The organism is Halovalidus salilacus, assembly GCF_031852275.1.
Lineage (GTDB): Archaea > Halobacteriota > Halobacteria > Halobacteriales > Natrialbaceae > Halovalidus > Halovalidus salilacus.
In genome coordinates this window covers 3880189-3894236 of the sequence record NZ_CP134700.1, presented here as the reverse complement: position 1 = coordinate 3894236, position 14048 = coordinate 3880189, and the positions used below count along the sequence as shown (strand labels likewise).

The window sequence follows — 14048 nt, the reverse complement described above, 5'->3', positions numbered from 1 at the left end:
CTCGAAGTCGACCGACGTCTCGGCCGGGCCGAAACCGGTCGTTCAACCGCGAACCGATACCCCTTTTCGTCTCTCCCACTCAGTTTCGAGCATGTACGTCGGACGGTTCGTCGTCGTCGGCCCCGGGGTCGGCGCCTACCGCGTCTCCTCGAGATCGTTCCCCAACCGCCAGATCACCGACCGGGGTGAGGCCCTGACCGTTGGCCCGACCGAGGACGCCCCCGAGACGGACAACCCGTACGTCTCGTACAACTGTCTGCGCGTCGTCGAGACGCCGACGGGCGAAACGGCCGCCTTCGGCAACGGCTCGCAGGTGGACCCCATCGCCGAGAAGCTCGAGCTCGGCTACCCCGCTCGAGACGCCCTCGCGGAGAGCCTGCTCGCCCTCGACTACGAGAAGGACGACTACGACACGCCGCGGATCGCCGCGACCATCGACGACGAGGGGGAGGCCCTGATCGGCACGGTTCGGAAGGACGCCCTCATCGTCGAGACCGTCGAGGAGCCGACGCTCGTGGCCACGTACGAGAAGGACAGTCCGGAGCCGTTCGACTTCGACGCCGAGACGGCCGCAGATGCCGCGAGCGAGGCCTACGACCTCGAGTTCGAACACGCCGTCTGCGCGGCAGGGGTCGCACTGACCGACGACGGCTTCGAGACGGCGATCGAGAACGGCGACTGACGGTCTCGCCCGAAACGGATCCGCCCCGGTTTCGCCCAAGCTACAAACCGATCCCCCGCGTGACTCTCGAGTATGAGGGTCGGACTCATCTCGGACGTCCACGGAAACCTGGTCGCCCTCGAGGCGGTGTTCGAGGACATGCCCGAGGTCGACGCGCTCGCCTGCGCCGGCGACGTGGTGGGGTACAACCCGTGGCCGGCCGAGTGCGTCGACGAACTCCGCGAGCGCGAGGTACCGACGGTGCTCGGCAACCACGACGTCGCGGTCGTCGAGGGATCTGCGTTCCGCTTCAACAGCATGGCTCGTGCGGGGGTCGAACACGCGCGAACGGAACTCGACGACGAGCAGCGCGCGTGGCTCGAGTCACTCCCCACAGAGCGCCTCGAGTTCGACGAACGGGTGAAACTCGTCCACGGGCACCCGGACGATCCAGATCGCTACACGTACCCCGAGGAGTTCTCGCCGCGACTGCTCGAGGACGAGGACGTCCTCGTGCTGGGCCACACCCACGTCCAGCACGCCGAACAGTATTCCGAGGGGATCGTCGTCAATCCCGGCAGCGTCGGCCAGCCGCGGGAAGGCGATCCGCGGGCCGCATACGCCGTTGTCGACCTCGAGGCGCTCACCGTCGACACCCATCGCGTCGAGTACGACGTCGAGGCGGTCCAGGAGGCGGTCGCGGAGGCGGGGCTCCCGTCGCAACTCGGGAGCCGCCTCGCGCGCGGAAAGTGAAAGCCGACCTGACCGTCGATCCGAGAAACGAATCTTTTTACGGGGAAGCGGACAAGGGACCGGTATGAGCCACACCGGCCACACCGCTCGGATCGCTCGAGAGCGACGCGTTCGCGACGTGGCCGGCCCTTGTCGACCGTTCCGAATCCGTTCACCCCGGTCGGAACAGCGCCGACGATCGACGCGCCGCGACGCGAAGGACCATGCTCGGGCGCGTCCGTGAGGACGTCCGGGCGATGATCGCCCGCGACCCGGCCGCCTCGAGTCGCCTCGAAGTCCTGCTGACGTATCCGGGCATGCACGCCATCTGGGCCCACGTGCTCGCACACGCGTTCTGGAAACGCGGCTTTCGGCTGACGGCGCGGCTGTTCTCCCACGTCGTCCGCTTGCTGACCGGCGTCGAGATCCACCCCGGCGCGATGATCGGACGCCGGGTCACGATCGACCACGGGATGGGCGTCGTCATCGGCGAGACGGCCGAAATCGGCGACGACGTCCACATGTACCACGGGGTGACCCTCGGCGGCGACACGAACGAACCGGTCAAGCGCCACCCGACTATCGAAGGCGGCGTCCAGATCGGGGCGAACGCGACGCTGCTCGGCGATATCACCGTCGGCGAAGGCGCGACCGTCGGCGCCGGGTCGGTGCTCACTCGAGACGTCGAACCGGGGGCGACCGTCGCCGGCGTTCCCGCGAAGCGCGTCGATTGAGTCGGTGGCGGGACGACGAGGTCGTCCCGCCGGCCCTCCTCACCCCTGTTCTTCGCCGACCACGCCGTCGGAGCCGGGCACCGGTTCGCCGTCCCCCGGAACGCCCTCGCCCGTCTCGGCGTCGCTCGCCGACTCGCCGACGGCCTCGTCGGTCATCGTCTCGTCGGGATCGGAGACGTAGCCGAGTTCGAACCAGAGCTTCGCCGTGCAGTCCATCGCCTCCTCGTCGACTTCGGTCTCCTCTTCCCGCTGGTTCAGGTAGCCGTTGCACCGGCCGTGCGTGACGACGTTCATCAGCGTCGCCGCCGATCCGCACTCCGGGCAGTCGATGTAGTAGTTGCCCTCGTCGTCCTGGTGCCAGGCGTCGGGGGTCAACTCGGTGTAGGCCGCGTCCTCGCGTTCGCGCTTCTGTCCACTCATGTCCCTACCGTGGAGACCGACGCCGGTAAAGAGCGACCCGGAGAGCGCAACCCGCGATTGGCGATGGCCGCCGGCGCTCCTCGGTCGGCCGCCGACTCAGACCAGCGGTTCGACCAGCTGTCGACCCGCCTCGAGTAACGACTCGACTCGCTCGCGATCGGTTGCCTCGGCGTACACCCGGAGTACGGGCTCCGTTCCGCTCGGGCGGACGAGCAGCCACGAGCCGTCCGCGAGCAGGAGCTTGAATCCGTCGTCGGTGTTGACGTTCTCGACCGGCGTCCCGGCGACGTCGCCGGGGATCTCCGCCTCGAGGTCCGAGAGGACCCGCGCCTTCTCGGCGTCCGGACAGGCGACGCTGATCTTGTCCTGGACGACGGCGCCGTGTTCCTCGAGGAGGCGATCGACGCGGTCGTCGAGGGACTCCTCGGCGTGCATCGCGGCAGCCAGCAGGGCCATCGCGACGCCGTCTTTCTCCCGGACGTGGCCGCGGACGGTGAATCCGCCCGACTCCTCGCCGCCGACCAGCGCGTCGCGCTCGGCCATCGCCTTCGCGACCCACTTGAAGCCGACGGGAACCTCGTAAACCTCCTCGCCGTGAGCCTCGGCGACGCGATCGATCAGGTACGTCGTCGAAACCGTCCGGATCGCCGGACCGGCGTCGTCCTCGAGCAGGTAGTCGTAGAGCGCGGCTAAGAACAGGTTCTCGTCGAGGTAGCCCCGCTCGGGCGTGACGACGGCGATGCGATCAGCGTCGCCGTCGTTCGCGATCCCCAGCGCCACCTCGGCGCCGGCGTCGGTGACGGTCTCGATCAGCCGCTCGAGGTTCTCCGGCGCCGGTTCCGGTGCGGACCCGCCGAACTCGGAGTCGCGCTCGCAGCGGAGGCGCTCGACGCTCGCGCCGGAGCGCTCGAGCAGGGCGTCGGTCGCGTCGCGGCCGCTGCCGTGCATCGCGTCGTAGGCGACCGTCAGGCCCGAGAGGTCGGGGTCGGCGCCGGTAATCTCCGCGACCAGCTCGAGGACGTGGTCGGCGTGCGGCTCGGCGAAGTCGACCTCGCGCACGGTGCCGTGCTCGGACTCGGGGAGGGGGGCGGGCGCTTCGAGGTGCTCAGCGACGGCGTCCATCACCTCGGGGAGAGCCGGCGCGCCGTCCTCGGGGATGAACTTCACGCCGTTGTACTCCGGCGGGTTGTGCGAGGCGGTGACGACGAGCGCTCCGGAGAGGCCGCGGTCGACGATCGCGTGAGCGACGAGCGGCGTCGGTCGGTCCCGTTCGGATAGCAGCACGTCGAAGCCGTTCGCACAGCAGACCCGGGCTAACTCCTCGGCGAACCCGCGGGAGGTCTCGCGGGCGTCGTAGCCGATCGCGATTGGGGCCTCGAGGCCCTCCTCGCGGAGGAAGGAGGCGACTGCCTGACCGACCATCCGAACGCGCGGCTCGGTGAACTCCTCGAGCGTCGCCCGCCAGCCGTCGGTCCCGAACCTGATCGCCTGCGCCTCGGTCTCCGTCTCCGTCTCCATACTCCGCACATCGGCGGCCGCCGCGAAAAAGCCGACGCCGTCGGGGTGACGATTCACGCGTCGGCGTCGATGGTGTCGACGCGCTGCTCGAACAGCCGCTCGCCCGTCTCCTCGCAGGTGACGGCGACGACCGTGTGGGAGGTACAACAGGACTCGACGGTCTCCTCGCCCATCCGGATCTCGCCGCCGGTCGGGCACGTCTCGAGGAACATCCGGAGGCTGTTGAGGATCGTCCCCTTGACGTGGGGCTCGTACTCGTTCCAGTCGGGCACCCACGCCTCGAGGACGCGACTGGCGGCGACGTCGGCGACGAGCGCCGCGCGGGACGGCCAGTGACCGACGCGTCGCGAGTCGGCCCGGAGGACGTACGCTTCGCCCGTCGACTCGAGTTCGTACGTCGCTTCGTCGAGTTCGACGCCATGGGGTTTGCCCGCGTCCGATTCGGTGTCCCCCTCGTCCGACACGTCCGCACCGCTATCGCCGTCTTCCGACCCCGGCACGTCTTCCAGACCGAACGCCGCGGCGATCTCCGCGGGGTCGATCTCCTCGACGGATTCCGACGCCAGCGGTTCGATCTCCTCGAACCAGGCCGCCTCGAACGAGTCGGTGAGACAGAGATCGTCCTCGTCCGCGCAGGGCTCGAGCACCTCGTGGGCGAGGAAGTATTCCTCGAGGTCGACGGTCGCGGAGGGGTCCGTTTCGGTCGCGTCCCCGTCCTCGACGGTATCCTCGCTCCCGTCGGCCGCCACCGTCGCGTCGGCGGCCGCTGCGGTACCGTCGTCGTCGACGGACTCATCACCCGCGACGGCCACACCCGTTGGGCCGCCGAGTCCGCTCGCCACCTCGAGGTCGGCCTCGGGGTCCTTGCCGAACCAGCGCAGGACCTCCGGCGGCAGGTAGCGCTTCGTGAGCGTCGGCGTCCCGGGGACGAGGTAGCCGCGGAGGTAGATCAGCGCGATCGACACGCCGAGGGCGATCGCGCCGCCGAGTCGAGACTTGCGGGCGACGACGGAGCTCAACAGCGCGGCGATGACGAGGTTCACCACCGCACACGGGAGACACCGGTTCTCGCCGGTGTACTCCGGCTGGCGGAGGTCGTCGACGATATCGACGTTCATTTCATCCAACATTTGGTGCGATATAGCATCTATTTTTGGGTTCGGCCGATCGAACCCGACCGATAGTCCCCTCCCTCGAAGCCGGTCAACCGTCGCGATCCCGCCCGAGGCCGATCAGTCGTTCTTTCTCCGCGCGCGTGAGTTGCTTGATCTCGTACTCGCGGGACATCGCTTCGGACTTCGAGTCGTACCGCTCGCGGTAACGAAGGCGAACCGGCGTCCGACCGCGGGTGTACTTCGCACCGTCGCCGGCGTTGTGCTCGGCGATCCGGCGGTCCAGGTCGGTCGTGTAGCCGGTGTAGAGCGTTCCGTCGGCGCACTCGATCACGTAGACGATGTGGACTCCCTCCGCGTCGAATTCGCGTTCGTCTACGGCTTCGGCGTCGGACTCGTCGGCTACCCTGGCCATCGCTCGTCGGTTCGACCGGGGTGCGGAAAAGTACCTCGTCTGGCAGAGTCGGGTGGTCGGTCGTCGCGGTGCTCGAGTCGCGGGTCGGGTCAGGCCCCTCGAGCGCGTTCTCGTGCGACTTCGGCGATACCAGCGTTCGCCGAGCAGTTGATACACGCGTGGATCACACCGTGCTCGTCGGCGAACACGCGCGCAAAGCGCTCGGACACGTGCGCGTCGCAGTGATTACACCTGGGCATGGTCACGCCGGTTTTCACCGGCACGTGGAACTATGGGGAGACCGAATAAATAGTCTTACCCAAACACTGCTAGGTTTTCCTACTCTGGAAGGATTTTTTTACGCTACCCCAAGCCAGTTTCGTCTCGGCCGTCGATCGCCCGGGCGATCAGCGACGCCTGGGCGCCGGCGACGAAGCCCGCGTCGACGTTGACGACCGAGAGGACGGTACAGGACTGGAGCAGCCCCGAGAGGGCGGCCTCGCCGTCACCACCGTGACCGTATCCGCTCGAGACGGGGAGGCCGATGACGGGTGCGTCCACGAGGCCGGCGACGACCGTCGGGAGCGCCCCCTCCCGTCCCGCGGCGACGATCACGACGTCGGCCCTCCGAAGTCGCTCGAGCTGGTCGAGGATTCGATCGAGGGCGGCGACGCCGACGTCGTCGACCCGGTCGACGGTCGCGCCGGCGTCCTCGCAGACGACTTGCGCCTCGTCGGCGATCGGGCCGTCGACGGTACCCGCAGTGACGATCGCGATCCTGGCCTCGAGCGACGGCGACTCGTACGCCGGCGTGCGAGCGACGACGGTCGTGCCCCGACGGTCGACGGTCGCGTCGGGAATCGCGTCGGGGAGGTCCGACTCGAGTCGCGCCGCCTGCTCGTCGGAGACGCGGGTGACGAGCGCGTGCTCGGTCGCCTCGAGGGCGCTCGTCGCGAGCGAGACGACCTGGTCGGCCGTCTTCCCTTCCGCGAGGATCGCCTCCGGAATGCCGCGTCGGCGCCGTCGGGCGGCGTCGAAGCGACCCGCGTCGTCGGTCACGTAGCCCCTGAGTTCGGCTTCCGCCTGCGTCGGCGAGAGGTCGCCGTCGGCGACGGCCTCGAGGAGTTCGCGCATGCCCGACCGTTCTCGTCGCACGTACTCGAATCCGTCGACCCGAAGTGCGCGCGAGGACCCTCGACGGGCGCGCGCGAGCGGGAATTCCCCGAATTCCGGCGATCGATTCGGTTTCGCTACTTCATCGCTGATATACTTTCCGGTGGAATCGGGTGCCGAAACGGGCGAACTGGGGGCTACAACCCCGATTTCGATGGTCGTAACCACAACACTTATAATATGAAAACGGGAAGCGCTATACCGTATGGCAGACCTTATCGTCAAAGCCGCTGTGAAGGAAGCGCTCGATGACAAGAACGTCGCCTCGGACTTCTACGACGCACTCGACGAGGAAGTTTCCGAACTGCTCGACGACGCCGCCCGGCGTGCGGAGGCGAACGACCGGAAGACGGTCCAGCCCCGCGACCTGTAAGGAGCCAGCACAGTCGTTTCGTTTTTTGCGCCGAATCGCCCGACGAGCGATCGCGTTCGTAGGCCGCGCCTTCTTCGCGTCGACGACTGAGGTGCGTCGCCGGTCGTACCGGGACCGGGTACCGGTTCAGCGAGAGGTTTCGCGACCCTCGAGGTACTCCCTCGTCCGCCCGAGGACGACGTAATCGACGTGTCGGAGGTCCGCGACCGAGGCGCAACCGGTGACGAACATCGCGGTCGTCAACTCGAGGACGAGCGTCTCGATCAGGTCGACGACCGCCTCAGTTCCCTGGCCGGCCGGCGCGAGGAACGGCTTCGCGAGGCCGCCCGCGTTCGCGCCGAGGGCGATCGCCTTCGCGACGTCGAGCCCCGAGCGGACGCCGCCGCTGGCGATCACGCAATCGTGGGCGCTCGCCGCCTCGAGCGTGCTCACCGCCGTGGGGACGCCCCAGGCGCGGAACAACCGGCCGACGTGCTCCTGGCGCGTCGCCCCCACGGCCGCCGCGCGGTAGGACTCGATGCCCGACCACGTCGTTCCGCCCTTACCGGCGACGTCGATGGCGTCGACGCCCGCCTCGGAGAGGCGCTCGGCCGTCGACCGCGAGATGCCGTTGCCCGTCTCCTTGACGATCACGGGGACGCTGAGTTCGTCGGCCACGCGCTCGATCTCGGCGAGGCAACCGCGAGCGTCGACGTCGCCTTCGGGCTGGACGGCCTCCTGGAGGAAGTTCAGGTGGATCGCCATCGCGTCCGCGTCGATCATCTCGACGGCCTCCTCGACGTCGCCCACGTCGTACTCGAGCAGTTGAGCGGCGCCGACGTTGCCGTAGAGGAACGCGTCCGGGGCGACGTCGCGGACGACGGTGTAGGACTCGATGAGGGCCTCGTCGTCGAGTTCGAGGCCGGCGCGCTGGCTGCCGACGCCCATCGCGATGCCCGTCTCCTGGGCCGCCTCCGCGAGCGCGCGGTTGATCTTCGTCGTGTTCGGGTGCCCGCCGGTCATGCTCTCGATGACGATCGGCGCCTCGAGTTCGCGTCCGAACAGGGTCGCGCTCGTGTCGATCTCGTCGCGGTGGATCTCGGGGAGGGCCTCGTGGACGAGTTCGACGTCCTCGAACCCCGTCCCCGACGTTTCGACGTCTTCTTCCTCGATGATGCGGATGTGGTCGTCTTTCCTGTCGGATGTCTCGGGCATCGCTTCGTCTCCACGCGTCACGTGGCGGCACGGTCTTGAAAAGATGTCCATTCGTCCCGTCCGTCCCGGTGCGATGACGGAACGGCGACGACGCCCCTCGTCGGAGCGCGTCCTTCGTTCCGACCGGGACCGCGTTTTTTGCCGCTCCACGGTGTTAACGGAGACGCCCATGCTCCGGAAACTGCTGATCGGCTTCGGGCTGGTCGAGATTGCCAGACCCCGCCCGATCATCCGCGCGTGCGAACTGATCGGCCTCGAGAACCCGAACGAGGCGCAACTGCGGCCGTGGGCGATCGCCATGGCCCGCCTCGAGGGCTTCCTCTTCGTCTGGCTGCTCGCCCGAGGCCGGAAGAGTTCGACCCTCGCCAGCACGCTGCTGGGCGTCGGCGGCGTGATCCTCGCGGTTGTTCCCCAGCCCATCATCGTCCTCAGCCAGGCGATGGTCTACGAGAACACGGCCGACCTCGAGTGGAAGCCGTACGTCGTCCCCGCGGCGCGCCTGCTCGGGATCGTGTACGTCACCGTCGCGCTGCTCTCGCGGGCGACCGGATCGGCGGAGGCGGAACGACCGGAACCGCGCGCCGAACGATCCGGCGAGGAGTCGACGTCGAAGCCGCTGCTGCGAGCCTGACCCCCGTCGATCGCGATCGCACCGATTTCCCACCCGTCGTCCACACGTTAGAGCGATCCGTCGGTTCCCCGCTCCCTCGAGCACACCGTACGCGGATTTTTGCCGACACGCCTCCTACACACGTCCATGCTCCGAACCTTGCTCCTCGGCCTGTCTGCGCTCCACGTCGTCGCCCCGCGGGCGATCGTCGACCGCGCCGAACGCATCGCCTTCGCGAACCCGACCACGGGTCGCCTCAGGCCCTGGACGCTCGCGACCGCCCGCCTCGAGGGCCTGCTCTTCTGCTGGCTTTTGCTTCGCCGTCCCGGCGGAGATCGGTCCGCCGGAGGCGCCCTCAGGAGCGCGACCGCGCTCCTCGGCGCGGCCATGGCGCTGGCCCCCCGGTCGGCGCTCGAGTTCGGCCTGCGGATCGCCTACGAGAATCCGGAGAACCTCGAGGTGCGATCCTGGGTCGGGCCCGCGACCCGCCTGATCGGCGCGGTGTACCTGGCGGTCGCGCTGTTTTCCGGTCGTGCAGGGTCCGCCACTGCCGACGAGTTCGAGCGAGAATAGGACGATCTAGTACTCGAGCGCGTCCACGCCGTCGTCCGTTCCCACGTACGTCGCGTCCGCGAGGTCGACGAAGAGGCCGTGTTCGACGACGCCCGGAATCCGCGAGAGCGCCGTCGCGAGCGCGTCGGGATCGTCGATCCGGCCGAATACGCAGTCGAGCACGAGGTTGCCGTTGTCGGTGACGACCGGGCCGTCCTTCCGCTCGGCGTCCCGGAGCGTCGGGTCGCCCTCGAGTTCCCGAACGCGGTCGGCGACGACGGTGTGGGCGTCGGGGAGCACCTCGAGCGGCACCGACCGGTCGAGCGTCGCCGTCCGTTTCGAGGGATCGGCGACGACGACGAACCGGTCGGCGGCCGAGTCGACGATTTTCTCACGCGCGTGAGCCGCGCCGCCGCCCTTGATCAGGTTCCCGTCGTCGTCCACCTGGTCGGCGCCGTCGATCGCCAGGTCGATCCCGTCGACCGCGTCGAGGCTCGCGAGGGGGATGCCCACCTCGAGCGCGAGTTGCCGGGACTGGAACGAGGTCGGAATCCCGCGCACCTCGAGGCCGTCCTCGGCCGCGCGTCCGATCGCCTCGATAGCGTAGGCGGTCGTCGACCCGGTTCCGAGGCCGACGACGAAGCCGTCCTCGACCTCCTCGGCCCCCCGCTCGCCCGCGCGTCGCTTCGCCGCGTCCGAGCCGCCCGCTGTCTTCATACGCGGACGAGCGTGCGGCGACGGCAAAAACGTTGCATCTCGAGGCGGCCGTCGCGGGTGCGCTCGAGGCGGCCGATCCGTCGATCGGCGCGCCGCGCCGTCGATTCCCGGACGGTCACTCGAACTCGGGCTCTCGATCCTCGACGAACGCGTCCATTCCCTCGCGCTGGTCGTGCGTTCCGAAGAGGCTCGCGAACGCCCGCTTCTCGTAGTCCAGGCCGGCCGCCTGCGACCCCTCGAGGCGCTGGTTGAGCGACTGCTTGGCGGCGCGCATCGCGACCGCCGGCTTCTCGGCGATCCGTTCGGCGAGTTCGGCGGCGACCACCTCGAGGTCGTCGTCCGGGACGACCTTGCCGAAGAGGCCGACCTCGGCCGCGCTCTCGGCGTCGAGGCGCTCGCCGAGGTAGATCATTCGCCGGGCGACCTCGTCGCCGACGAGTTCCGGGAGGCGCTGTGTCGCGCCCCAGCCGGGGATGATCCCGAGGTCGATCTCCGTGTTGCCGATAATCGCCGACTCGGCGGCGACCCGGAGGTCGCAGGCGATCGCCATCTCGCAGCCGCCCCCGAAGGCGTAGCCGTTGACCGCGGCGATCGTCGGCGCGGGGAACGCCTCGAGCGCGTCGGCGACGCCGTGGCCGAGTTCGCCCCACTCCTGGGCCTCCGCGACCGAGAGGTCCTTCATGTATTTGATGTCCGCCCCGGCGATGAACGCGTCGTCGCCGGCGCCGGTGAGCACGAGCGCCCGCGCGTCGCCGTCGGCCGCGGTCGCGAGCGCCTCGCCCATCGCCTCGAGGGTCTCGACGTTCAACGCGTTGAGCGCCTCGGGGCGGTCGACCGTGAGCGTCGCGACCGTCTCGGCGTCGTTCCAGTCGAGGGAAACGGTGTCCCACGTCATTACCGGCCACTCGCCGGCCGGCGGCAAAGGCGTTCGGTTGGGGGAGATCGAGGCACCGCCACGAACGTTTTTCGGCGCCGTTGTGGACGAACCCCTATGGGAACCACGGACGCGGATACGACCGCGGATACCGGCGCGGACGCCGCGGTCGAACTGCGAGACGTCCGCAAGACGTACCACACGGCGGAACCGGTTCACGCGATCGACGGCGTCAGCCTCGAGGTCCCGCGGGGCTCCTACACCGCGATCATGGGCCCGAGCGGGTCCGGGAAGTCGACGCTGATGAACCTGATCGGCTGTCTCGATACGCCGACGGACGGCGCGGTCGTCGTCGACGGACGCAACGTGAGCGACCTCGACGACCGCGAGCGGACCGACCTCCGGGGCTCCGAGGTCGGCTTCGTCTTCCAGACGTTCAACCTCATGCCCCGGCTGACCGCCCTCGAGAACGTCGCCCTGCCCCAACTCTTTCAGGACGTCGAGCGGGCCGAACGGCGCGAGCGCGCCCGCGACCTCCTCGAGCGCGTCGGCCTCGGGGACCGGACGGACCACCTTCCCCAGGAGCTCTCGGGCGGTCAGCGTCAGCGTGTCGCGCTCGCCCGCGCGCTCGCGAACGATCCGGCGATCGTCCTCGCCGACGAGCCGACCGGCAACCTCGACACCGACACCGAGGACCGGATCCTCGAGCTCTTCGCCGAGTTTCACGACGCCGGGGCGACGATGATCGTCGTCACCCACGAGCGCCACGTCGCCGAGCGCGCGGGTCGAGTCGTCCACCTGCTCGACGGGAAGCTCGAGCGGATCGAACGACTCGGCGAACCGGGACGGGCGCCGTCCGGGTCCGGGCTCGGATCCGACCCGTCCGGCGAAGACGTCCGCGCCGACGCGGACCCGGGGGAGTGACGGATGCGACCGCTCGAGCACCTCCGGCTGGCCTGGCGGTCGATCGCGGGGCACAAGCTCCGATCGGCGCTGACGACGCTCGGGATCGTGATCGGCGTGGCCGCGGTGATCGCGTTCGTCACGCTCGGGACGAGCCTGCAAGCGGGGATTATCGGCGACATCAGCCCGGACGAGGGACAAAACGTCTACGGCTGGGCCGGGCCCGAGGAGACCGACGAGGGACCGCTCGCCGGCGCCCAGCCGGTGTTCACGCAGGACGACGTCGAGGCGCTCGAGGAGCGCGAAGAGATCGACGCCGCCTACGGCTACACGTCGCTGCAGACCCAGTCGTTCGCCCACGAGGGCGAACCGCAACCCCAGACGGAGGGGTTGGTCGCCGCCGGGCCGTCGTACGTCCCCGAAGAGGAGATCGCCGAGGGGCGCCAGTTCGAGGCCGGCGAGCGGGAGGCCGTGGTCAACCCGGCCGCCGCGGGGATGTTCGAAGAGAACCTCACCGTCGGCGACGAGCTGACGATCACCCTCCTCGGGGGCGAGGAGATGACGGCCGAGGTCGTCGGGATCACCGACTCGTCTGCCGGCCTCAGCCCGTTCGAAGGGTTCGAGTCCTCCCCGCGGGTGTACGTCCCGACCGATCCCTACTACACGGAGTTCGTCGGGTCGACGATCGGCGGAGAGGAACCCGGAGGAAATGACGGCGGCGACGAGGGCAACACGACGGAAGACGGCGACGGGGCCGACGGAGCGGGAGACGGTGGCCAGGACGGAAGCGCCGACCAGGCTCGCTTCCTCGCCGTCGTGATCGAGGCGCACTCGAGCGACGAGGCGGACGTCGACGCCGCCCGCGAGAGCGCGATCGACTACCTGGAGAGCGACGAGTCGGACGCGAGCGAGCTCATGGGCGACGACCTCGAGGTGACGTTCCGGACGAGCGCGGAGCTGCTCGAGCAGTTGCAGGACGTGCTCGACCTGTTCCAGAACTTCATCGTCGGCATCGCCGCGATCTCGCTGCTGGTCGGCTCGATCGGCATCGCGAACATCATGCTGGTGTCGGTGACCGAGCGCACCCGCGAGATCGGGATCATGAAAGCCGTCGGCGCGCAGAACAGGGAGGTACTCGGACTCTTCCTGACGGAGGCGATCGTGCTCGGCGTCGTCGGCGCGATCCTGGGAACCGGCCTCGGCCTGGTCGGCGGCTACCTCGGGGTCCAGTACGTCGACCTGCCGCTGATCTACCCCTACGAGTACGTCGCGCTCGCGGTCGCCGTCGGAATCGTCGTGGGCGTCGCCTCGGGGCTGTACCCGGCCTGGCGCGCCGCGCGGACGGACCCGATCGACGCGCTCAGGTACGAGTGAGCGCGCTCGCAGCGATCACTCGGTCCGGTCGGTCGCCTCCCCCTCCGGTTCGCGGTGCTCGTCTGCCTCGCCCTCGGGGCGATCGCGGACCCCGTAATCGGTGCGATCATCGTCTACCGGCCCGGTCCGACGATCCGCCCGGTACTCCGCGTCGGAGACCGTTCGGTACTCGGTCTCGGCGTCCCTCCCCATCCCGAGGGTTTCGCGAGCGGTGCGGCTGTGCTGGGGGAACTCGGCGGCGGCCATCACCCCGAGGACGCCGCCGAGCAGCGCGAGGCCGACCGTGTAGGCGAAGATCATCGTGGTGACGAACGCGACGACCAGAATCACCGCGAGCAGCCCGCTCAGGGGAACCGCGTTCGCGACGACGCCCACGCCGACGAAGGCGAGAATCGCGAAGGCGAACGCCGCCATCGGCAGGAACGCGATCGCCCCCGAGAGCGCCCCCGCGGCCGCGCCGTCGCCGACGTCGGACCCCTCGAGGAAGCCCGCGACGAGACCACCGAGCACCGTCGAGAACGGGATGAACGAGAGGAGCAGGGAAACCGCCGCCCCGATCACCGCGTTCACGAGCGTTCGTTTCCGGACCATGCTAGTTCTAAGCACGGCGGGCGCGAAAAAACGCGGGGCGGCGCTCTCCGGCACCGGTCGCGGGCCGTGGATGCGAGCGAGTCGGCCTGGCGGCTCCGCGACGGCCAGTCGTAGGA

Annotated in this window: 18 protein-coding genes; 8 read left to right on the top strand and 10 right to left on the bottom strand. The window is 69.2% G+C overall.

Annotated elements, in window-relative coordinates; genetic code table 11:
* Positions 1–91: 91 nt before the first annotated feature.
* From RJT68_RS19170 to cysE, 3 genes are all read left to right on the top strand, one after another.
* On the top strand, positions 92–682 hold the full coding sequence (locus RJT68_RS19170; protein ID WP_407038123.1) for an IMP cyclohydrolase: 591 nt from the start codon (positions 92–94) through the stop codon (positions 680–682).
* Positions 683–754: 72 nt separating this feature from the next.
* Positions 755–1414 (top strand): metallophosphoesterase family protein, encoded by a 660-nt coding sequence (locus RJT68_RS19165; RefSeq protein WP_407038122.1) that lies wholly within the window; start codon positions 755–757, stop codon positions 1412–1414.
* Positions 1415–1617: 203 nt separating this feature from the next.
* A complete protein-coding gene (gene cysE / locus RJT68_RS19160; protein WP_407038121.1) occupies positions 1618–2127 on the top strand; it encodes a serine O-acetyltransferase in 510 nt (169 codons plus the stop codon).
* A 39-nt stretch (positions 2128–2166) separates the two neighbouring features.
* On the opposite strand, the gene RJT68_RS19155 is transcribed toward cysE, so the two are convergent.
* From RJT68_RS19155 to larB, 6 genes are all read right to left on the bottom strand, one after another.
* Positions 2167–2547, bottom strand: a complete 381-nt coding sequence (locus RJT68_RS19155) for a hypothetical protein (protein WP_407038120.1) — start codon at positions 2545–2547, stop codon at positions 2167–2169.
* Positions 2548–2643: 96 nt separating this feature from the next.
* The gene (locus RJT68_RS19150) at positions 2644–4065 is read right to left on the bottom strand and encodes a phosphoglucomutase/phosphomannomutase family protein (protein ID WP_407038119.1); all 1422 of its coding nucleotides are present in this window, start codon (positions 4063–4065) and stop codon (positions 2644–2646) included.
* 53 nt (positions 4066–4118) lie between these two features.
* On the bottom strand, positions 4119–5183 hold the full coding sequence (locus RJT68_RS19145; RefSeq protein WP_407038118.1) for a hypothetical protein: 1065 nt from the start codon (positions 5181–5183) through the stop codon (positions 4119–4121).
* 85 nt (positions 5184–5268) lie between these two features.
* Complete coding sequence (locus RJT68_RS19140; RefSeq protein ID WP_407038117.1) at positions 5269–5592, bottom strand: GIY-YIG nuclease family protein; 324 nt, start codon at positions 5590–5592, stop codon at positions 5269–5271.
* An 89-nt stretch (positions 5593–5681) separates the two neighbouring features.
* A complete protein-coding gene (locus tag RJT68_RS21160) occupies positions 5682–5831 on the bottom strand; it encodes a DUF7563 family protein (RefSeq protein ID WP_455196262.1) in 150 nt (49 codons plus the stop codon).
* A gap of 103 nt (positions 5832–5934) precedes the next feature.
* On the bottom strand, positions 5935–6705 hold the full coding sequence (gene larB / locus RJT68_RS19135; RefSeq protein ID WP_407038116.1) for a nickel pincer cofactor biosynthesis protein LarB: 771 nt from the start codon (positions 6703–6705) through the stop codon (positions 5935–5937).
* A gap of 244 nt (positions 6706–6949) precedes the next feature.
* On the opposite strand from larB, the gene RJT68_RS19130 reads away from it, so the two are divergent.
* On the top strand, positions 6950–7117 hold the full coding sequence (locus RJT68_RS19130; RefSeq protein WP_008013450.1) for a DUF1931 family protein: 168 nt from the start codon (positions 6950–6952) through the stop codon (positions 7115–7117).
* A 126-nt stretch (positions 7118–7243) separates the two neighbouring features.
* Here the strand turns inward: RJT68_RS19130 and fni are convergent, their stop codons facing one another.
* Positions 7244–8311, bottom strand: coding sequence for a type 2 isopentenyl-diphosphate Delta-isomerase (gene fni, locus RJT68_RS19125; RefSeq protein ID WP_407038115.1), 1068 nt, complete (start codon positions 8309–8311; stop codon positions 7244–7246).
* 169 nt (positions 8312–8480) lie between these two features.
* Between fni and RJT68_RS19120 the strand changes: the two genes are divergently transcribed.
* Both RJT68_RS19120 and RJT68_RS19115 read left to right on the top strand, forming a co-directional pair.
* Positions 8481–8942, top strand: coding sequence for a hypothetical protein (locus tag RJT68_RS19120; RefSeq protein ID WP_407038114.1), 462 nt, complete (start codon positions 8481–8483; stop codon positions 8940–8942).
* Between the two features lie 126 nt (positions 8943–9068).
* A complete protein-coding gene (locus RJT68_RS19115; RefSeq protein ID WP_407038113.1) occupies positions 9069–9494 on the top strand; it encodes a hypothetical protein in 426 nt (141 codons plus the stop codon).
* 6 nt (positions 9495–9500) lie between these two features.
* Here RJT68_RS19115 and rpiA read toward each other — a convergent pair whose 3' ends face one another.
* Both rpiA and RJT68_RS19105 read right to left on the bottom strand, forming a co-directional pair.
* Positions 9501–10190 (bottom strand): ribose-5-phosphate isomerase RpiA, encoded by a 690-nt coding sequence (gene rpiA, locus RJT68_RS19110; RefSeq protein ID WP_407038112.1) that lies wholly within the window; start codon positions 10188–10190, stop codon positions 9501–9503.
* A 115-nt stretch (positions 10191–10305) separates the two neighbouring features.
* Entirely contained in the window at positions 10306–11085 is a 780-nt protein-coding gene (locus RJT68_RS19105) for an enoyl-CoA hydratase/isomerase family protein (protein WP_407038111.1), read from the bottom strand.
* Between the two features lie 96 nt (positions 11086–11181).
* Here RJT68_RS19105 and RJT68_RS19100 point away from each other — a divergent pair, with 96 nt between their 5' ends.
* Positions 11182–11988: an ABC transporter ATP-binding protein gene (locus tag RJT68_RS19100; RefSeq protein WP_407038110.1), complete on the top strand. Its 807-nt coding sequence runs from the start codon at positions 11182–11184 to the stop codon at positions 11986–11988.
* 3 nt (positions 11989–11991) lie between these two features.
* Positions 11992–13341 carry an ABC transporter permease gene (locus tag RJT68_RS19095; protein ID WP_407038109.1) on the top strand — a complete coding sequence of 450 codons (1350 nt, stop codon included), beginning with the start codon at positions 11992–11994 and terminating at the stop codon, positions 13339–13341.
* Positions 13342–13356: 15 nt separating this feature from the next.
* Here RJT68_RS19095 and RJT68_RS19090 read toward each other — a convergent pair whose 3' ends face one another.
* Entirely contained in the window at positions 13357–13932 is a 576-nt protein-coding gene (locus RJT68_RS19090; protein ID WP_407038108.1) for a DUF5518 domain-containing protein, read from the bottom strand.
* Positions 13933–14048: the final 116 nt, after the last annotated feature.